We start from the raw sequence: 19,323 nt of genomic DNA on the forward strand, positions 1-19,323 counted from the left end.
CGTGAAGATCTACCCGTACAAGCGGCTCAGCCGATCGATCACCCTGAGGGTGACCTCGGTCTCCCTCAGGCTCTCGGACGGAACCCGTGACCGACTGGAGACCACGGCCTACTCGCCCCAGCAGGCCGTCGCCCTCGGCATCGCGGGCCACACCGACTGGGTGAGCGCCACGATCGGCCTCTCCGCCACTCTGCCGCCCGGGGCGAACGCTCCGGATGCGGCCTGGTCCGAACTGTGCGTTCTCGCCGTGCTGACGGACGGCGAGACCAATGTCCGCAGCTCCGTGGAACTCACACATGACGCCGAGGACGGCCGTGACTGGTCGGGCTTCTTGGAGCTGTTCCGCGACGATCACGTGGGCCGGGCTTCCCTCGCCGCGTACGCCGTCGGGACGGTGGACGGAGTACGCGGACGGTCGATCGCGGAGACCGACAGGAGCTGGATCGTCGACACGGTCTCCGACGAGCCGGTCCGTGGTCTCCAATTGGACGTCCAGAAAGCCTCGTTCAAGAAGAGCTCCCGGGTGTGGCTGCAGGCATACGCCGACGCGCCCTGGATCGTCGACGTCTCGGCGAGGGTCCCCACCGTGTTCGTGAACACCGATGTCGAGGGCGTTCTCGGGCTGTTGGACAGCAACGGCTCCGGTGTGGACACCAAGGTGCGGGATCTCTTGGTCGCTCAGATGGCCACCGATGTCTGGACCGCGGTGTTTCATGGCGCGATTGGCGATCTGGAGGTGGAACCCGGCGGCGGCCCGGTCTTTCCGACCGATTGGCAGGGCGAGGTGCTCCGGGAGATGCTCCCGGACGTGATGCCTGGCATGCATGTCGAGGAGGCTCTGCGACAGGTCCACCGGCGGCGCACCGGAGACTCGGGCTGGGTAGAGCTCCAGACCCGCATCCACTACGCAGCGGTCCGCCGGGCCGATGCCACCAAGGCGCTGGCCTATGCCATCCGGGGTCTGGAACAGATGAACCGAGAGAGTGACACGTGATCACGCAGCCGAACCATGTACCGGAGCGACTGGCGCTGCTCGCCGCCTCGGACGTCGATCCGTTCCTCACCGAGGAGTTGCTCAAAGGTGAACAGGCGCATGGCGGCATCGATCTTGCCAAGGTGGTCGAGCCTCTCCCGGAGGACGACGCCAGATGGTCGGTCGAGCCGATCCGAAGCCTGGTGGAAGACGTCATGTACGAGTTCCAGGAGGACCGCACCCGAGCCGACGCGTGGCTCGCGCCACGACTCCATGCCACGCTGCGCCTGACGCGGCGAGAGGCGGCGGACAAGCGACTGTGGAACCACATCGCCCTGGCGGTGGCTCCCGACTACGTGGTCTGGCGTCACCTTTCGGAGCCGACGGCGAAAAGGCCGGAAAGACGTGTTGCCGCGGAGCGTTTCCGGGGCTCTGCGGACCGACAGTGTTTCTCACGGCTGTGGTGGGCGGCTGAGCTCTTCAGGAACGGGGCGGACTACGAGCCGGTCGAGGCAGCCTGCGGGAACCAGGACCTCATCCACAGCGTGCTGAAGAAGGAGATGATCGACCATCGTCCCACGGCTCAGGCCCTGGTCCGCCTCTTGAAGAGTGGGCGGGTCACCACCGGCCGAGAGATCGATGGTCTCAGCGTTGCGATCAACGCAGCCGGCGCAACTCTTGTCTACGACGTTCTCGCACAGGACGAGCCCCGGGACCCCGCCCGTCTGCGGGACTGGATCGCGGCCGCGGAATCGGCACCACCGGTCGATCGACGGGATCTCCCGGATGGGCCTGACGAGGATCCTGTCAGGGAAGAGTCCGTGCTGGCTCTCACCGACTACTTTGCCGAGCTGTTCGAGACTGCGCCGGTCAGGGGTAGGAAGATCGGGGATTGACCCGGCGGTGCGGCAGGCTTTCGCAACATCCTCAGGCGGCGCGTTCGCGAACTACGGCGCCGATGCCTTCTTGTTCTTGCGAGGGCGTGCGGAGGACGAGGGCGGTGCATGGTCCTCGGGTCGCGGACACTGGGCGGTGCATTCGTCGCTGGCCCCGCAGCCGTGGCTGCGCAACTTGGCCCGCTTCTCCTCTGTGGCCGGCTCCCACGGCTCCCTCATTACCTCCGGGTCCGGCGCGGGAAGGCCGAGCGCGGCGCTCAGCAGGTGTGCCCCGAACAGGGGCGGCACGGCATTGCCCACCTGCTGGGCCTGCGCCGTACCGGACCACGGATAGTCCGGAGGGAAACTCTGAAGCATCCCCGCCTCGTTCATGCTGAACCGCGGACCCTCGTAGACGATTTTCTCGTCCAGGTGTTGGAAGACCACGAAGCGGGAGATGCGGCCGGTGACGGTGGTGGCGGGCTGCCGGTCGCTCCGCACGCCACGTCGCCCCGGGATGCCTGAGCTGCCGTAGTTCGATCGGACCAGAAAAGGAGTGGCACGCCCCAGATGTGTGCCCACAGGCTTGGCGAGCACGTCACCCATGGACCGCCAGTGCTGTCGGGCCTCGCCGCCTGTCTCCTCGCGCTCTTCGGCCTCCGGTGCGATGCCGTCGTCGAGGGTCGCTTGGTAGACTCCGTCCGAGGCCTGGTCACTCCTTCGATTCCATTCCTTCGCCTCGTAGGGAAGGTGGGTCGCTTTGGGGAGCGAGGGGGCGCCGAGCCCCTCACGCCGGGCGATCAGTACCGCACGGGATCGCGTCTGAGGTACGCCGTAGGTCTCCGTGTCCAGGACTTTGACGACGACCTCATACTTGGTTCCGTCGGGGAGGCCGATCTCCTTCAGTACCTTGGCGTAGTGGTGCCAGAGTGCCTCGACGGCGGGAACCTGTTCCAGGACGATGACGTCGTAGGGCCGCCTCTCCCGGTTGGGGCTCCTCGTCGCCTGGATCGCGTATCGCAGAGGCTCGAGAACCATCGCGGTGCGCGGATCGCCGCTGAGCGTCTTCAGGTCCTTGTCGATCTTCCTGTCGGATTCGCCTTTCGTCAGGAGACGCTCGATGTACTTCTTGACCTCCTCCAGGGCCTCTCGCCCGACACCGTTCCCGGCCACCGAGTACGTCTGGCACGGAGGGCCGCCGGCGAGCACGTTGATCTCCGGTGGCAGCGACTCGAAAGCGTCCCTGCGTACCGCACTCACGTCGGCGTGGAGGGTGTCCAGCCCAGCGGCGTACCGCGTCAGGCACGCGCTCTTGTCCCACTCGATACCGAGACTCGGGATACCCAGTGCGTGACCGCCGACGTCAAGCCCCCCGGGACCTGCGAAGAGGTCCAGAACGAAGGGCTTGTCGAGGATTGGCTTGTGGGACGCCGTGCTGGTCATGTGGCGGAAGTCTAGCCGGCAACGAAGATCGCTGGATCCGCATCCAGCGCCTCGGCCACGGCCCGACCCAGGGCTGCTCCCACGGGCGGTGGTGTCGCGTGCCCGATCTGGCGGTACCGGGCGGTCTTGCGCCCGGCGATCTCCCACGTCTCGGGAAAGCCCTGCAGCAGCGCAGCCTGTTCAACCGTGATCTTCACCATGTGGTCCCTGCCCAGTTCGGGATCCCAAACGAAGTCCGCGCCGGGGATCTCATCGCCCACGGTGTGACCGTTGACGCCCATGGTCGCCCATGTCCGCTTGGCTCCGGTTGGACCCAGATCGGCGCCGCCCCGGTTCTTCGAGCCGCCGACCAGCGTCGGAGCCGGTCGGTCGGCCTGGACGGCCCAGTGGGCGGCGTCCTGCCAACCGCGTGAGGCCATGGATGGCCCCAAGGCGGCGCCGACCGTAGTCGGCTGCTGCACCGTCGGTGCCGGGGGCCGGAACGCCTCGGCCCGCTGTCGTTCTACAGCCACCAGGACCCCCTGCTTGCGGTTCTGCGGTACACCGAAGTCGACGGCGTTCATGACCAACCAACTGAACTCGTATCCCAGGTGGGCAAGTTCGGCTCGGGCGAAATCACGGAACTGCTGATACTCGTCCGCGCGAGCGAGCCCGGGAACGTTCTCGATGAGCACCGCCCGAGGCCTGATCGCGTGGACGAGATAGACCGTGGCCTCCAGCAGCCGCTCCTCCACACGCGAATCCGACCGTCTGACGGTCGCACTCGACTTCACTCGTGGCAGGCCGGCCGAGAGGAGATCTACGTCGTGGCTCTCGGGGTGCTCGGCCGGGTCGAGGTCCAGCAGGTCGGTGTGAAGCACGTTCCACTGCGGTCGGTTGGTCTGCAGAGTGGTGACGGCGGGCTCGTCGTCGTCCAGCAGCAGTCTCGGCTGGAATCCCGCCTGCTCGAGCCCGAGAGCGAGCCCGCCTGCCCCGGAACACACGTCCACGAAGGTCAGTCCACTCATACCTTTTTCCCCCTCGTTCGTTCTGTACGGCACCGCTCGACAGCAGCCGCCACCCGTACGGCCACGTCCTCAGGGGGTTCGTGCTCCCAGAAGCGGAGCACCGTCCACCCCTCCGCGATCAGATGCTCGGTCGTCTCTCGATCACGGGCCATGTTCCGGTCCAGCTTGTTGCGCCACCACTCCGCGTTGGCCTTCGGTTGCGTCGCATGGTCCGGACATCCGTGCCAGAAGCATCCGTCGATCAGGATGGCCACCTTGGCACGGGTGAACGCTACGTCGATCCGGCGCCGCGCCATCCCCGGCACCGGGTACTCCACGCGGTAGCGCAGCCCAGCCGCGTGCAACAGACGACGGACTGCCAGTTCGGCGGCCGTGTCCTTGCTGCCCTGCTTGCTCATACGCGCCGAGACGGCGGGGGAAGAGGGGACGGCACCTGGCACATGACCATTCTGCCGGCGTGGACGTGTATGCACGGCGCCCTCGTCTGCGCGGCAGCCCGCCATCACGTCAAGGGCGCTTGACGTCACCTTCGGCGATGGCCCTTCGGGCCACCCATGACACAGGCCGCTCCCGCACGGGTTGGAAGCGAGCGGGCGGCCCGGTCGGATTGGCTGCGTCCGTGTCCGGGGCTTGCGGTGCGCGGTTGCGTCTCGCCGGCACGCCGGGTTTGCTCAGCGGCTTGTCGCCGGTGGGTGCGGAGGTGCTATGAGCCGTGACACTCCCCATAAACCCGCCCCGACCCGCACCAACAAGCCGCCCCCCGCTGCGGAGGCCAAGCCACAGCGCGTCCCCGGGCCGCGAGCGTCGTCGCGTACTGCGGGAGCAGGGTCGTGTCCGACGGGGAAGACGCCTCCGAGGCGGCGAAGGCCTCGTAGGAGGGGACCGTTCCCGTGACGATGCCGAGGTTCGGGGTGCCGGAGGTGGCCAGTTCCTGTAGCGACGCCTCTATCGTCGCGAGGTGTTGGTCGTGGGTCGGGTACTCCGAGGTCAACGCCGGGTAGGCGGCGAGGAGTTCGGTGAGTTCGGCGGAGGGCCAGTGGAGGACGGCTACCGGGAAGGGGCGGGAGAGGGCTTCGCGGAAGGTGCCGAGTTCGGCTCGTAGGCGGCTGATCTCGGCTGCCAGTTCCGCCGGGTTGTCCGAGCCGAGGGACCAGACCCGCTTCGGGTCGTGGAGTTCGTCCAGGGAGACCGGTGAGGAGTGGAGGGTGTCCGCCAGGGTGTCCCAGTGGTCGTGGGGGACGCCCAGCATGCGGCGGACGCGGTGGCGGCCGTAGAGGAGGGGGTGGGTGGAGTAGGGGGGTTCCGGTACGTCCGTGAGGAGGAGGGTCGCGCCTTGCGTGAAAGTCTCCTGCGCCGCTTCCAGCTCGTCGTGGGACTCCAGGGACTCCGCCACGATCACCCAGGGGGCCGGGTCGCGCGGGGACGCGGCGCGGACGCCGTCGATGATCGCGCGGGCCTCCGCCTCGTGGCCGTACTCCCAGAGGTTCGACGCCTTGAGGGCGCGGATGAGGTGAGGGTGCTCCAGGGGGTCCGTGGAGGACAGAAGACGGTCGTAGAGCGCGGTGGCGGCGGGGCGGTCGCCGGCCAGTTCGAGGTGGGCCGCGGCCTGCAGCAGCAGGTGCTCGGCGTCCTCGGGATACAGGCCGGCAGTCCGCTCCAGGCGCGCTGCTTCGGCGTTGTGGTCGACGTTCTCGGCAGACGTGTCGGGGCGCATGAGGGACACCGTACTGCCGTCGGTGTTCCAAGGAGAGGTATGTGCAGGCCAGGAGGGTGGGGAGTCGGGAGTCGGGAGTCGGGAGTCGGGAGTGGGGAGTCGGGAGTGGGGAAGGGCCAGGGCTGTCCTACGGCACGACCTTGGATCTCAGTAGCGGCTGACCCCGCGCCTCAGTAGCGGTAGTAGTGCTCCGGCAACAGCGTCGCGATCCTCACCAGTACCGCCGCCAGCGCGCCCGCCCACAGCAGGACGCCGAGCCAGACGCCGTAGATCGCCGTGCGGTAGCGCTCCGGGGAGTCCAGGACCACCGGGGCGGCGGAGCCCGGGGTGCTCAGGAGGCGGACGCGGCTGCCTTCGGACAGGGTGCGGGCGTTGATCATGCCGGGGACGGCGCGCTCGTGCTCGACTCCGTCCTCGCCGGTCCAGCGCACCACCGCGTGCAGCGTGGCGTACGTCGCCTCACGGCTCGCCACGTGGCCGGTGACCGTGCCCTCCAGGCGGTGGGCGGTGTGGCGCAGGACATGTTCGGTGATCGCCTTCATGCCCTGCTGTCCGGTCAGGGCCAGGCCGGCGAGGAACGGGATCACGGTCAGAAACCAGTACGCGCTCATGGGCAAGGAGCCTATGGGGGTGGTGAATTGAAGACGCAGGGAGAGGGTGACTTTTGCCGGGTCCTCACACCGTCACCCCGTCGATCTCCAGCGTCTGCACCGCTCCCGCCGCGAACGACAGCGCCACCGACTTCCCGCTCAGGTACGTGTCCGAGTGCGCGGTGTAGAGGTCCCCGCCACCTCCGGTGACCGTGTTCCAGCGGCGGACCAGGCCGCCCGTGCCGCCGGTCACCGTCGAGAAGCGGGAGAGGTCGAAGGTCAGGGTCTGGGCGGAGGTGGCGGTGTTCACGGCCACGATCACCAGGCGCTTGGCCGTCGCGTCGTACGCAGCTGCCGCGTAGCCCACGCCCGTGTCGATGATCGTCATCCCGGGGCGGATGTGGCGGCTGAACTGGGCCATCACGTAGTACTTCGTCTGGACCGTGGTCGGCTGGAGAGTGCTCTGGTCGTACGCGATCATCGCCCAGCCCGAGCTGGGGTCCATCACCTGCCAGTAGACCCACGCGGTGGGGTGCAGCCAGCGGAAGTCCAGGCACAGGTTGCTGGCCAGGGTCAGGCCGGTGGCGTCCTTGTCGCCGGTCTCCGAGTTCCACAGCTTCTTGCCCGCCGTGGTCACCACGTCCGTGTAGAGGAGGTCGCGGCGGCCGCCGGAGCCCTGGTAGCCGTGCACGTTGACCTGGTTGACGTACCCCTTCGTCGTGGAGCTGAAGGTGTTCCAGGTCGTGCGGGCGAGGTCGTAACTCGTCTCGTCCGAGGCGGAGATGCGGGTGCCGGTCAGGCCTCGGGTGTTCAACTCGCTTCGCAGGTAGGGGAGTACGGCTGCCTGGACGGACGCGTCCATGTGGCAGCCCTCCTGGGTGCCGGTGGCGGTCCACCAGCTGGAGGAAGGCTCGTTGAAGGCGTCGACGGTCGCGAAGTTCACGCCCCAGTTGTTCTTGGCGTACAGGGCCACGGCGGCCAGGTGGGAGGCGTGCTGGCGGTAGTTCCAGGTCTGGAGGTTGTTGCCGCCGCCCGACGCGCCGGACGGGTTGTGGTTCGCGCACATCCACCACATGGGGGAGTTGGCGAACAGCTCGCTGGTCGCGCCCCGCGCGGTCGCCTTGACGAGCATGGCGCGCTGGTTGGCGTCGGCCGTCCAGTCCCAGGCCGAGGACGTCGGGTCCTCGTTGTTCCAGTCCTGCCAGTAGCCCTCGATCTGCTTGAAGGCGGGGATGTTGGCCGAGGCGGTCATGGTCGTGCCGCCGACGCTGTTCCAGCTGCACGCGCCCAGGTTGTAGCGCGCGATGTTCAGGCCCAGGCCGGGGAGCGACTTCCCGTTGTACGTCGTCGACTTGGTGGTGAAGAAGATGTCGGCGAAGTCGTCGCGGGCGCCGAACACGTTGGCCCACCAGGCGAGCGAGGTGCCCCAGCCCTCCCATGTCCCGTACTTGGTACCGGGGTTGACCGCGATCGTCGCGTCCGCCCGTGCGGTGCCCGTGCCGAGGACACCGCCGAGGACCGCGCCGCCGGCCGCGGCCAGCAGGGCTCTGCGGCGGACGGGGGACTTCGGCTGAGCTGGGCGCTGCTGATGCTGCTCTGATGCGGTCATGTCATCTCCGGGTGCGGGGTACCGGGGGTGGATGCCTGGGGAGGGATGCGGCAAGGGGCGGTGGAAAGGGCAGGGCGTGACGGGGCATGGGGCGTCGTACGGGTGCCGTCCTCCGGAAGCATCGGGTGTGACGGGCGGGGTTGTCGAGGGTTCTGACATCCCTTTCTCTAACCGGTGTATGAAGAGTGGGGCGTACGGATGCGAAGGGGGCGGTGTAGGGATGCGAAGTCGCCTGCGGGTTCTCACGCTTTGTGCCGCCGCTTCACGGCGGCGCAGATCACGACCGCTGTACATGGCACGAGCCGTGAGAGGCCGCTGCTAGATTCGTCCTCCGTGCGATCACGTGAGTACGACCTCGACTTCCGCGACCGGGCCAGTCGGATACGCGGCTGGGGCATCGGCCTATTGGCCTTGGCGGGGCTCCTGTGGGCATGGTGTGTTCTGTTGCTCCTCACGCCCTACGAGGTCGATGAGGAGCCCGACGACCAGTATCCCCGCCAGTGCGAATCGCGGCTGATGACCGAGCGTGGTACGGCCAACGAGGGGCTGCAGAACGGTGATTGGTGTGCGAACGAGCGCGACTGGCCTGAGGCCCTGGCCGTGCTCGGGCTGTCCGTGCCGGTGTCCGTCGTCGGCGTGGCACTCTTCACGAGCGGCAGTTTGAGCATGCGGATGAGCGCGCACGCCGAGGCCATGCGCGAACTGGACAAGATCGCCGACGCGCGGAACGCCTAGGGCCTGTCCGGCAGATCATGCCGGAGACGCGGGGGCTGGCACGCCCGCCCCCAAGCTCTCGGCTGCGCTCGAGCAGGGAGGGACCCCCTCCGGTGTTGTCGTCGGTCGCCGACTCCCCCACGCTCGGCTTCGCTCGCGCGGGGGGACCCCCATCGCGTCGACTCCCTCCTCCGCCTTGCAGCTGCACGCACCAACCCCCGCTCACCTGCGTTCATGCGGCGCCGCGGCTTCCCTCCGGCTTGCCGCCGGACAGGCCCTAGCCTGCACGCGCGCAGGGCTGGTGACTTGAAGAGGCGTCCCTTATCGTGCGGGCCCGGCGGAGGAGGTGTACGGATGCGGGCTCCCGGGATCGTGCATCACCGCACTCGGCGGCGGCGTGCCCTTCGCCGGCGCGTGGTGTGGACCGGCGGCGAGGTCCTCGTCACCGTCGGCGTCCTCCTCATGCTCCTCGTCGTCCATCAGCTGTGGTGGACCAACCGGGAGGCCCGTCAAGGCGCCGAACGCAAGGTGCAGGCGCTGGAGAGGGAGTGGGAGCGGGGCAAGTCGGCCCGGCCGAGGGAGAGTTCCCCGGCGGTCGAGGGCGACGGCCCCGTCAGTGGCACGCCCTCCCCGGGCCGGGAGAAGCAGCGGCAGACCAGAACCGGCGATAGCGAAGGTGCCGCCAACAACACCTCGCCGCAACCCAGTTGGTCCCAGGCCTACGCCGTCCTCCGCATCCCCCGCCTCGGCCTCCGCGTCCCCGTCGCCGAGGGAGTCAGCAAGCAGAACGTGCTCAACAAGGGGTACGTCGGTCACTACAAGGACACCCAACAGCCGGGCCGGGCAGGGAACTTCGCGCTCGCCGGGCACCGCAACACCCACGGCGAACCCTTCCGGTACCTCAACCGGCTGCGGCCCGGTGACACGGTCACCGTCGAGACGGAGGCCGCCACCTTCACGTACGTCGTCGACAGGACCCTTCCGCAGACCTCGGCGCGGGACGGGGGTGTCATCCGCAGCGTCCCGCGCAGCACCGTCCGGCCGTCGTACGGGTACACCGAGCCGGGGTACTACATCACGCTCACCACCTGCACCCCCGAGTACACCTCCAGGTACCGGCTGGTGGTGTGGGGGAAGCTGCGGTCGATGCGGCCTCGTTAGGCGTACGAGGGGGAAGCCCTCGGCAGGCCCCCGCGACCCGCAAGCGGGTCGTCAGCCCCGTTCCCGAAGCGCCACCACGCTCACCGCCGCCACCGCCGCGAGCCCCGCCGAGACCGCGATCGCGACGTCCGCGCCGTGGGCGGGGGTCCGCGTGGACGTCACCAGGGCGATGGTCAGGGCGACGCCCGCGCACGAACCGATGTAGCGGAAGGTCTGCTGCGCGCCGGAGCCCATCGCCGCGCGGGCCGCCGGGACGGACTCGACGGCGAGGAGCGGGAGCCCGGCGTTGAGCAGGCCGCTGCCGATCCCGGAGACGACGAAGCCGGGGAGCAGCCGGGTCCAGGAACCGGCGTCGACCGCGCCGAGCATGGTCAGTACGCCGGCCGCGTGCAGGGCGAAGCCCAGGGCGAGTTGGTGGCGCGGGGAGACGCGGCCCGCGAGCCGCCGCGCCTGCAACGCGACGCCGAAGGACAGCCCGGACCAGAGCAGGAACAGCCACGCCGTGTCCATCGCGGACAGGCCCAGCGTCCGCTGGAACAGCGCGGGCAGGAAGCTGAACAGCCCGATCACCGCGAGGCCCATGAACAGCCCGCCCGCGGCGGAGGCGAGGAAGGGGCGGTGGCGGAGCAGGCCGAGGTCGATCATGGGCGTGCGGGTGCGGCGTTCCACGAGCACGAACGCTGCGGTCAGGAGGACCGTCGCGGCGAGCAGGACGCCCACCGACGGGCGCAGCCAGCCGTCCCGGCCCAGCGTCAGCGCGGCCACCAGTGAGACCAGCGCGAGCCCGAAGGTGAGGGCTCCGGCCAGGTCGGGCCGGCCGCCGCGTGGGGCACGGGACTCGGTGAGTGCCCGGCTGCCGAGGGCGGCGACGACGAGCGCGGCGGCGCCCAGAATCCCGTACGCCGTACGCCAGTTGGGCATCGCCCCGGCGAGCAGTGGACCCACCGCGATGCCGCCGCTGACGAACGCGCCCCACACGCCGGTCGCGTGCAGTCGGCCCCGCGGGGTCGGGAAGGCGTGCACGAGCAGGCCGAGACTGCTGGCGAGGAGCGCCGCGCTCGCCGCGCCCTGCGCGATGCGGGTCAGTGTGAACAGCCAGGTCGAGGTGGCGAGCGCGCCCAGCGCTGTCGTGATGCCGAGCGCGACCGTGCCGGCGAGGAATATCCGACGGCGGCCGTAGTCGTCCGCGAGGCTGCCCGCGACCAGGAGCAGCGCGGCCAGACCCAGCGGGGTGCCGTTGAGCAGCCACGCCTGGGCGGAGACCGAGGTGTGCAGCGCGCCGGCGATGCCGGGGAGCGTGACCATCGGCGCGGTGTACGTCATCAGCGCCACGGCGGTGGCGGCGCTGGTGACGGCGAGGGTCGGGGCGGGGCGCGGGGACGGCTCCGCGAGAGGCGCCGGGTGGATGGCCGGTCCGGCGGATTGGGTGGCGGTGGTGCGGTCGAGCCCGGTCATGGCTGTCTCTCAAGCTCTCGGGAAGGACGGAAGGATGAGTTCGGTCATTGAACTGTGGCTGGGTACGACCGTAGCACTATAGGTTCGGTCACTGAACCAAGTCGTCGGAAAGTCGCTACAGTGGGGCCATGGCTCTGGGCAAGGACTACGTGACGCAGGAGTGCTCGATCGCCCGGGCGCTCGAAATCGTCGGGGAGCGCTGGACGCTGCTGATCGTCCGCGACGCGCTCTACGGCGTACGCCGCTACAACGATTTCCTCGTCCACCTCGGTATCCCTCGCGCCGTCCTCGCGGCCCGCCTCCAGGCCCTCACCACCGAAGGGATCCTCGAAAAGCGCCGGTACCAGGAGTCACCGCCGCGCGACGAGTACGTCGTCACCGACCGCGGTCTCGGACTGTGGCCGACCCTGCGGTCGCTCGGCATCTGGGGGCGCGAGCACTACAGCGAGACCCAGCTGCGCATCTTCCGGCACGCGACCTGCGGCACGGACCGGGAGCTCGGCCCGTACGGCGAATGCCCCGCCTGCGGAACCATCGTCCCCGTCCCGGACGTCGAAATGGTGCCGGGCCCCGGACTCGACCCGGACCCGGCGAACCCGGTCGGCCGCGCCCTGCTCAAGCCGAGGCGGCTGCTTCAGCCGATCGGGACGGATCCTGTATAACGGGGCAGGACAGCCGTGCGTACGTACGGCAGTACGAGCGAGCAAAGGGGGTGGCTGATGATCCGGACCCGGACCTGGGCGAACATGCGCCCCGCCGCCGTGCTGCTCGTGCTGCTCCTCGAAGTCGCCGTGCTCGACACCGGCAGCCTCTCCGCCGCAGTCGCCTTCGCGGCGACCGCCGCGGCCGGCTCGGCGCTCGCCGTCTGCGCCGTCATCGCCGCGCGCTGCGCTCCCGCCGTACCGCGTACGCGCATCCGTACGGCCATCCGCGACCGCGAGCGCCGTACGGCGTTCCTGCCGCAACGCGATCCCGACGCATCGGGGCGTCCGCGCCCCCGAGCACCAGGGCGTGCCCTCCGGACGGCCGCCGCGTAGGGAAGGAGCCAGCGGAATCACCGCTGTAGGACTCCTGTGGAACCCCTGTAGGACCCCGCGCGGGCCGTCATGCCGACGCATCTTTCCGTCCTGGCACGACGAGACCCCCGGAGGGCTCACCCATGTCTGCTTTCATGTCCGTTTTCGCCTCGCTGGTCGAGCATCTCGCCGACCTGCTCCAGCCGCTGTTCCAGGCCTCCGCGGCGGCTGCCGCGATCGTCCTGTTCACCGCGCTCGTACGACTCCTCGTGCACCCCCTGTCCCGGGCCGCGGCGCGTGGGCAGCGGGCCCGCGCCAAGCTGCAGCCGCAGATCGCCGAGCTGCGCAAGAAGCACAAGAAGAGGCCGGAGGAGTTCCAGAAGGCGGTGATGGCGCTGCACGCGGAGGAGAAGGTGTCGCCGCTGTCCGGCTGCCTGCCGAGCCTTCTCCAGATGCCGGCCTTCTTCCTCCTCTACCACCTGTTCTCCAGCTCGCGGATCGGCGGCGAGGCCAACGCGCTGCTCGGCCACAAGCTGTTCGCGGTGCCGCTCGGCGACCGGTGGGCGGACGCCCTCGGCGACGGCGGGGTGTTCGGGGCGCCGGGGCTGGTCTACCTCGGCCTCTTCGTGATCGTCGCCGCGGTCGCGACCTTCAATTACCTGCGCACGAAGCGGATGATGGCGGCGAACCCCGTCCAGGCCGGTGCGGACGGGCAGCAGACGCCGGGGATGGGCGCGATCAACAAGTTCATGCCGTTCATGTCCTTCTTCACGCTCTTCACCGTGGCCGTGGTGCCGCTGGCCGCCGCGCTGTACGTGGTGACCAGCACGACGTGGAGCGCGGTCGAGCGGGCGGTGCTGTACCGGGACATGCCGGGGGCGGCGCCCGCCGCTGCCGCGCTCGCGTAACGAGCTCGGCCGCCTGGTTACGGTCCAGTCCGTGAACGGGGTATTGCGGACTGGACGCGGAGCTTGGAGGATCGACCAGTCCTCCGATGGCTGCACCCGTCGGCTGGGCTGCCGCGATCGAGGGAGATTGTGATCATGAAGCTGCTGCGAGTCGGTACGGCGGGGGCGGAGCGACCTGCGCTCGTCGACGCCGAGGGAAGCCTGCGGGATCTGTCGGGCGTCGTCCCGGACATCGACGGCGCGCTGCTCGCGGACGACGAGGCGCTCGGCCGCGTCCGGGCCGCCGCCGAGTCCGGCGAGCTGCCGGTGCTGGACGCGGCCGGACTGCGCGTCGGCCCGCCGCTCGCCCGTATCGGCAAGGTCGTGTGCATCGGCCTGAACTACCACGACCACGCCCGCGAGACCGGCGCCGAGCCGCCCGCCGAGCCGGTGATCTTCTTCAAGGCCGCGGACACGGTGGTCGGCCCGAACGACACCGTGCTCGTGCCGCGCGGCTCCACCAAGATGGACTGGGAGGTCGAGCTGGCGATCGTCATCGGGCGCACCTCCCGCTACCTCGCCTCGCACGAGGAGGCGCTCGCGCACGTCGCCGGGTACGCGGTGGCGCACGACGTCTCCGAGCGCGAGTTCCAGATCGAGCGCGGCGGCACCTGGGACAAGGGCAAGAACTGCGAGACGTTCAACCCGCTGGGGCCGTGGCTGGTGACGGCGGACGAGGTCCCGGACCCGCAGAACCTGTCCCTGAAACTCTGGGTCAACGGCGAGCTGAAGCAGGACGGCACCACCGCCGAGCAGATCTTCCCGGTGGCGGAAGTGGTGCGGTACGTAAGCCAGTTCATGACCCTGTACCCGGGTGACGTCATCAACACGGGTACGCCTGCGGGGGTCGCGATGGGACGGCCGGAGCCGAAGCCGTTCCTGCGGGCGGGGGACGTGGTCGAGCTGGAGATCGAGGGGCTGGGGCGTCAGAGGCAGGAGCTGAAGGACGCGTAGCCGCTCCGCTGGGAGAAGCAGGCAGGAGCGGGGAACTGCGGGAGTCCGTCGGCCGCGGGCCGTACGTGGCTGGTCGCGCAGTTCCCCGCGCCCCTGACGGGCGCTCCCGACTACCCGGCGATGAAGCGTTCCAGGGCTTCCACGACCATGTTGTGGTCCTCGACCTGAGGCAGCCCCGACACCACCACCGTGCCGATGACGCCCGCGCCCTCGACCGTGATCGGGAACGCGCCGCCGTGTGCCGCGTAGACGTCCGGGGCGAGGCGGGACGACTCCTCGAACGTCGTGCCCTTGGCGCGGAAGCGGGAGCCGACCAGGTACGAGGAGCAGCCGTAGCGCTCGACGACGCGGCGCTTGCGGTCGATCCAGGCGTCGTTGTCCGGGGTCGAGCCGGGCAGCGCCGCGTGGAAGAGCTGCTGGCCGCCGCGCCTGATGTCGACGGCGACGGGGGCGCTGCGCTCCCGGGCGAGTTCGACGAGGAGCGAGCCGAGAGCCCATGCGTCGTCGTAGGTGAAGTGAGGGAGCGTCAGGCGGCGCTCCTGCTCTTCGAGTTCGGGGATCGAAGCGGGCGGCGCGGTCGTCGGGGCCGACGCAGGCGGTACGGGGCTCGTGGCGTTCACAGCGACACCGCCCCGCCCTCGTGGGCCGAGCGGCGCGCGGCCTCCAGGACGTCGAGCGCGGCCGCGGCCTCGTATGCGGTGACCGGGTTCGGGGCGCCGTCGCGGAGGGCCGCGGCCACGCCCGCGTAGTACGCGGGGTACGCGCCCGGCAGGGTCGGCTCAGGGCGGCCGCCGCCGGTCAGCGGGGACTCGCCGGAGCCGACGCGGCCCCACATGCTCTCGGGCTCGACGCCCCACTCCTCGCCGGACGCCGGGCGGCTGCCGTCACGCAGCGCGGCCTCCTGCGGGTCGAGGCCGTACTTCACGTAACCGGCCCGGGAGCCCAGGACCCGGAAGCGCGGGCCGAGTTGGGCGGTGGTCGCCGAGACGTAGAGGTGGGAGCGGACGCCGTTCTCGTGCGTGATCGCGATGAAGGTGTCGTCGTCGGTCTCGGCGCCCGGGCGGCGGATGTCCGCCTCGGCGTACACCGACGTCGCCGGGCCGAAGAGGACGAGCGCCTGGTCGACGACGTGGCTGCCCAGGTCGTAGAGCAGACCTCCGATCTCTGTCGGGTCGCCGGACTCGCGCCAGCCGCCCTTGGGCTGCGGACGCCAGCGCTCGAAGCGCGATTCGAAGCGCCAGACATCGCCCAACTCGCCGTCCGCGACGAGCTTCTGGAGAGTCAGGAAGTCGTTGTCCCAGCGGCGGTTCTGGAAGACGGAGAGCAGCAGGCCGCGTTCGTCGGCGAGGGCGGCGAGCTCGCGGGCCTCGGCGGCGGTGCCCGCGATCGGCTTGTCCACGACGACGGGCAGGCCCGCCTTGAGGGCGGCGGTCGCGATCGGCACGTGGGTCTTGTTCGGGGACGCGATGACGATCAGGTCCAGCTCGTCGGCGCGGGCCCACAGGTCGTCGGGGGAGGCCACGAAGCGGACGGCGTCGCCGAACTCCGCGCGGGCCTGCTCCTGCCGCTCCGGGTTCGAGGTGACCACCGTGTCGAGGGTCAGGCCCTCGGTGGCGGCGATCAGCGGCGCGTGGAAGACGGATCCCGCCAGGCCGTAGCCGACGAGGGCCACGCGGAGGGGGGAGCTGGTGCCGGAGACGGTGCCGGAGCCGGGTTCGGGAGCTGTGCTCGTCGTGGGTCCACTCATGCTTCTACTTTCGCAACGCTGTTGCCAAAGTGCAAGCGCGGGGGAGAATGGCTTGTGTGAACAGGACCAATGTGGGGTCGGGTACGACAGGGGCAGCGCTGTCGAACGGGGCGGGTGCGGCCGGGGTGAATCTGCTCGCGCTGCGCAGTCACAACGCCGCCCTCGTGCTCGACCTGCTCCGTACCGCCGGGCCGGAGGGCATCAGCCGCCTCGAGATCGCCGAGCGCACCCGGCTGACCCCGCAGGCCGTCAGCAAGATCACCGCCCGGCTGCGGGCGGACGGTCTCGCGGCGGAGGCGGGCCGCCGCGCGTCCACCGGCGGCAAGCCGCGCACCGTGCTGCGACTCGTCCCCGAGGCCGGACACGCGGTCGGGCTCCATCTCGACCGGGACGAGCTGACGGTCGTGCTCTGCGATCTCACCGGGGCGGTGGTGGCCGAGCGGCGTGCCGCGCTGGGCCTCGGGGCCGGGGCGGACGCCGTGGTCGAGGGGGCTGCGGCGGAGGTGGAGGCCCTCCTCGACGGGCGGTCCCCCGTGCTCGGGGTCGGCGTCGCGCTGCCCGGGCCGCTCGACCACGGGCGTGGCGTGCTGCACCGGGTCACCGGCTTTCCCGAATGGGACGGGTTCCCGCTGCGGGACGCGCTGGCCCGGCGGCTCGGGGTGCCGGTGGTGGTGGACAAGGACACGAACGCGGCGGCGCTCGGGCTGGCGGTGGGCGGGGTCGCGCGGGCGGCGTACGGGTCGTTCGCGTATCTGCATCTCGGTACGGGGCTGGGGGCCGGGCTGGTGATCGGCGGGGTGGTGCATCGGGGGACACGGACCGGGGCGGGGGAGTTCGGGCACCAGGTGATCCAGCTGGACGGGCCCTGTGCGGGTGTGGGAACCGGGGGTGTGTCGAGGTGTTGTGTCTCGGGGCGGTGGAGCGGGGGGCCGTGGAGGAGGCGGCTCGGGTGCTGGGGGAGGGGGCGTCGAATCTGGTGGGGTTGCTCGACATCGATCTGGTGCTGCTGGGCGGGCGGACGGTGGAGCGGGACCGGGAGGCGTTTGTGGCGGGTGTCTCGGCGGTGCTCGCGGCTCGGGCTTCGCGGGAGGGGGCCGGTCTTGTCGTCCCGGTGCGGGTTGCTCCCGGTGGGGGGGCGGGGGGTTGCCGAGGGGGGCGGCTCAGCTGCTGTTGGGGGCGCTGTTCGGGCGGGGGGATGGGTAACGGGGGGTGCCCTACGGGGTTGTTCGCCCCCTCCGCCCCTACCCTTCCCGTTGTTCTGGGGGCTGCGCCCCCTTTCCCCCTGCCATCGCGCTGCGCGCTCGTCCTCAAACGCCGGACGGGCTGGGATCCGCCGACCGAGCGGAGTTCATCAGTTAATGATGCTGCCGTAGGCGTGGTGAACCAGCCGTCGTGTTCCCGCGTGGCACGGTCGAGGGCCCGATCGGCAAAGGCTTCTCATGCGAAAGCGACTGTGCTCGACCCTGGTTCCGGCCCTGGCGCTGTCCTTCACATTCACCGCGGCCGCCCTGTCTCTCGCGCCCGCCGCCGCCCTTGCGAACCCGTACCCCAGCTGCGCCGGGCCCGGTACCCGTGACTTCCCCGTCAAGACGCGGATCCACGGTGGGCCCGCCGGGTTCGACGTGGGCGGTGGGTTCGGGACCTGGTACATCGACCTCACCAACACCACCGCCCGTGCCTGCGGCGGCATTCACCCGGTCGTCGTCCTCGTGGACGAGAAGCGGGCGCTGCGGCCGGAGCAGGCGCGGCTGGAGTTCTATGCGGGCGGGGGCAAGGGCCCGCACCCCGTCTCGTTCGTGAAGAGCGACGAGGACGAGAACGTCGGGGTGTTCGACGACGGTTTCCCGGGGTTCACGGTGGGTCCGGGCCGGACTCTCACCGTGCAGGTGCGGCTCTCCGTGACCTCCGACGCGGCCACGCCGAACGACGTCGTGGCGAACGCGGCCGTCGTGCAGCGGCACGGTGACGACGGGGACTGGATCGGGGAGTCGAATGCCTACCGCTTCCGGATCGAGAACGACGGTGGCGATGGTGACGGCGACGGCGACCGTGCGGGCGACGCCGCCCGCGACAGTGGGGCCCGGGGGCGCGACAGCGCGCGGGAGGAACCGGGGGCGTCGGGCGCCGACGAGTTGGCCGGCACCGGGCGGCCGGGATCGGTGCCGTACGGCTTCGGACTGGCGACGGGCGTGGTCGCCGTGGGCGCAGCGCTGCTCGCCGTGTCCCGATGGGTACGGCTCCGGCGCCGCTGACCGGCGCCGGAGGGGGCTCCGGGCGTCCCGCCTGCGGACCGTCTGCGAATATCGCACCGTGGACTACCCGAACGACCAGGCCCCCGGCGCCCCCGTCCGCTCCGGCATCCCCGAGCACGGCCGCATCCCGAAGTACTACGCGGTGAAGGCCCATATCGCCTCGCTGATCGAGGAGTTGGGGGAAGGGGGGCTTCTGCCGACCGAGCGCGACCTCTCGGAGACGTACGAAGTCGCGCGCGAGACCGTGCGGCAGGCGCTGCGCGAGCTGCTCCTCGAAGGGAAGCTGCGCAGGCAGGGGCGGGGCACGGTCGTCGCCGGGCCCAAGCTGGAGCAGCCGCTCTCGCTGGCCAGCTACACCGAGGGAGTACGGCGGCAGGGGCGCACCCCCGGCCGGGCGCTCATCTCCCTCGACCGCTTCCCCTGCCCCGAGGCCCTCGCCGCCGAGACCGGGCTGACCCGCGGCGAGCCCGTATGGCACATGGAACGGGTGCTGCTCGCGGACGACGAGCGCGTCGGGCTGGAGAGTACGTACGTCGCCGTGGCCCGAGTCCCGGACCTCGACCGCGACTTCGTGCCCGACTCCTCCTTCTACGCCTACCTGCACGACCGGCTCGGCATCGCCTTCGGGGACGCCGACGAGCGCATCGAGACCGTCCTCGCGACCCCGCGCGAAGCCCTGCTCATCGGCACACCGCCCGCGCTGCCCATGCTGCTGATCCACCGGGTCTCGCGGGACACGGAGGGGAAGCCACTGGAGCGGGTGCGGTCGCTGTACCGGGGGGACCGCTTCTCCTTCTCGGCCCATCTCCAGGGCTGATTGCCTGTATTGCCCGTATTTTCCGGCTGTTTGGGCGGGATCCGGCCCG

19 protein-coding genes and 1 pseudogene are annotated in these 19,323 nt (G+C 70.4%); 11 read left to right on the plus strand and 9 right to left on the minus strand.

The annotated features are described in order from the left end of the window. The first annotated feature begins 1 nt into the window (after position 1). Together AB5J56_RS27950 and AB5J56_RS27955 are read left to right on the plus strand one after the other, a co-directional pair. Positions 2-994: a hypothetical protein gene (locus AB5J56_RS27950; RefSeq protein WP_369236177.1), complete on the plus strand. Its 993-nt coding sequence runs from the start codon at positions 2-4 to the stop codon at positions 992-994. Next, positions 991-1,869, plus strand: a complete 879-nt coding sequence (locus tag AB5J56_RS27955; RefSeq protein ID WP_369236179.1) for a DUF6339 family protein — start codon at positions 991-993, stop codon at positions 1,867-1,869. The genes AB5J56_RS27950 and AB5J56_RS27955 overlap by 4 nt, the downstream gene beginning before the upstream one ends. 51 nt (positions 1,870-1,920) lie before the next feature. On the opposite strand, the gene AB5J56_RS27960 is transcribed toward AB5J56_RS27955, so the two are convergent. The 6 genes from AB5J56_RS27960 to AB5J56_RS27985 form a co-directional block, all read right to left on the minus strand. After that, positions 1,921-3,291: a DNA cytosine methyltransferase gene (locus AB5J56_RS27960; protein ID WP_369236181.1), complete on the minus strand. Its 1,371-nt coding sequence runs from the start codon at positions 3,289-3,291 to the stop codon at positions 1,921-1,923. 11 nt (positions 3,292-3,302) lie between these two features. Beyond that, complete coding sequence (locus AB5J56_RS27965; RefSeq protein ID WP_369236183.1) at positions 3,303-4,298, minus strand: DNA cytosine methyltransferase; 996 nt, start codon at positions 4,296-4,298, stop codon at positions 3,303-3,305. Next, positions 4,295-4,696, minus strand: coding sequence for a very short patch repair endonuclease (locus AB5J56_RS27970; RefSeq protein ID WP_369242833.1), 402 nt, complete (start codon positions 4,694-4,696; stop codon positions 4,295-4,297). Before AB5J56_RS27970 ends, AB5J56_RS27965 begins: the two co-directional genes overlap by 4 nt. A gap of 305 nt (positions 4,697-5,001) precedes the next feature. After that, positions 5,002-6,012 (minus strand): SEC-C metal-binding domain-containing protein, encoded by a 1,011-nt coding sequence (locus AB5J56_RS27975; RefSeq protein ID WP_369236185.1) that lies wholly within the window; start codon positions 6,010-6,012, stop codon positions 5,002-5,004. A 170-nt stretch (positions 6,013-6,182) separates the two neighbouring features. Continuing rightward, positions 6,183-6,623, minus strand: coding sequence for a DUF3592 domain-containing protein (locus tag AB5J56_RS27980; protein WP_369236187.1), 441 nt, complete (start codon positions 6,621-6,623; stop codon positions 6,183-6,185). 64 nt (positions 6,624-6,687) lie between these two features. Beyond that, a complete protein-coding gene (locus tag AB5J56_RS27985; RefSeq protein WP_369236189.1) occupies positions 6,688-8,211 on the minus strand; it encodes a beta-1,6-galactanase in 1,524 nt (507 codons plus the stop codon). A gap of 333 nt (positions 8,212-8,544) precedes the next feature. Between AB5J56_RS27985 and AB5J56_RS27990 the strand changes: the two genes are divergently transcribed. Continuing rightward, a complete protein-coding gene (locus AB5J56_RS27990) occupies positions 8,545-8,946 on the plus strand; it encodes a hypothetical protein (protein WP_369236191.1) in 402 nt (133 codons plus the stop codon). A 333-nt stretch (positions 8,947-9,279) separates the two neighbouring features. Continuing rightward, entirely contained in the window at positions 9,280-10,086 is an 807-nt protein-coding gene (locus tag AB5J56_RS27995) for a class E sortase (protein ID WP_369236193.1), read from the plus strand. A gap of 51 nt (positions 10,087-10,137) precedes the next feature. Here AB5J56_RS27995 and AB5J56_RS28000 read toward each other — a convergent pair whose 3' ends face one another. Beyond that, positions 10,138-11,541 carry an MFS transporter gene (locus AB5J56_RS28000; RefSeq protein WP_369236195.1) on the minus strand — a complete coding sequence of 468 codons (1,404 nt, stop codon included), beginning with the start codon at positions 11,539-11,541 and terminating at the stop codon, positions 10,138-10,140. A 128-nt stretch (positions 11,542-11,669) separates the two neighbouring features. On the opposite strand from AB5J56_RS28000, the gene AB5J56_RS28005 reads away from it, so the two are divergent. The 4 genes from AB5J56_RS28005 (at position 11,670) to AB5J56_RS28020 (ending at position 14,458) form a co-directional block, all read left to right on the plus strand. Further along, complete coding sequence (locus AB5J56_RS28005; RefSeq protein WP_369236197.1) at positions 11,670-12,203, plus strand: winged helix-turn-helix transcriptional regulator; 534 nt, start codon at positions 11,670-11,672, stop codon at positions 12,201-12,203. A gap of 57 nt (positions 12,204-12,260) precedes the next feature. Continuing rightward, on the plus strand, positions 12,261-12,578 hold the full coding sequence (locus AB5J56_RS28010) for a DUF6412 domain-containing protein (RefSeq protein ID WP_369236199.1): 318 nt from the start codon (positions 12,261-12,263) through the stop codon (positions 12,576-12,578). A gap of 122 nt (positions 12,579-12,700) precedes the next feature. Next, positions 12,701-13,465: a YidC/Oxa1 family membrane protein insertase gene (locus AB5J56_RS28015; RefSeq protein WP_369236201.1), complete on the plus strand. Its 765-nt coding sequence runs from the start codon at positions 12,701-12,703 to the stop codon at positions 13,463-13,465. 135 nt (positions 13,466-13,600) lie between these two features. Then, the gene (locus AB5J56_RS28020) at positions 13,601-14,458 is read left to right on the plus strand and encodes a fumarylacetoacetate hydrolase family protein (RefSeq protein WP_369236203.1); all 858 of its coding nucleotides are present in this window, start codon (positions 13,601-13,603) and stop codon (positions 14,456-14,458) included. 110 nt (positions 14,459-14,568) lie between these two features. Here the strand turns inward: AB5J56_RS28020 and AB5J56_RS28025 are convergent, their stop codons facing one another. Beyond that, on the minus strand, positions 14,569-15,078 hold the full coding sequence (locus AB5J56_RS28025) for a heme-degrading domain-containing protein (RefSeq protein WP_369236205.1): 510 nt from the start codon (positions 15,076-15,078) through the stop codon (positions 14,569-14,571). Beyond that, positions 15,075-16,205 carry a Gfo/Idh/MocA family oxidoreductase gene (locus AB5J56_RS28030; protein ID WP_369236207.1) on the minus strand — a complete coding sequence of 377 codons (1,131 nt, stop codon included), beginning with the start codon at positions 16,203-16,205 and terminating at the stop codon, positions 15,075-15,077. Before AB5J56_RS28030 ends, AB5J56_RS28025 begins: the two co-directional genes overlap by 4 nt. A 47-nt stretch (positions 16,206-16,252) precedes the next feature. On the opposite strand from AB5J56_RS28030, the pseudogene AB5J56_RS28035 reads away from it, so the two are divergent. The 3 genes and pseudogenes from AB5J56_RS28035 (at position 16,253) to AB5J56_RS28045 (ending at position 19,274) form a co-directional block, all read left to right on the plus strand. Then, positions 16,253-17,408: pseudogene (locus tag AB5J56_RS28035) on the plus strand (ROK family protein). Positions 17,409-17,644: 236 nt separating this feature from the next. Continuing rightward, a complete protein-coding gene (locus tag AB5J56_RS28040; RefSeq protein WP_369236209.1) occupies positions 17,645-18,457 on the plus strand; it encodes a hypothetical protein in 813 nt (270 codons plus the stop codon). A 58-nt stretch (positions 18,458-18,515) separates the two neighbouring features. Then, positions 18,516-19,274, plus strand: a complete 759-nt coding sequence (locus AB5J56_RS28045) for a GntR family transcriptional regulator (protein WP_369236211.1) — start codon at positions 18,516-18,518, stop codon at positions 19,272-19,274. Positions 19,275-19,323: the final 49 nt, after the last annotated feature.

Source organism: Streptomyces sp. R21 (assembly GCF_041051975.1).
In the GTDB taxonomy this organism is placed as follows: domain Bacteria; phylum Actinomycetota; class Actinomycetes; order Streptomycetales; family Streptomycetaceae; genus Streptomyces.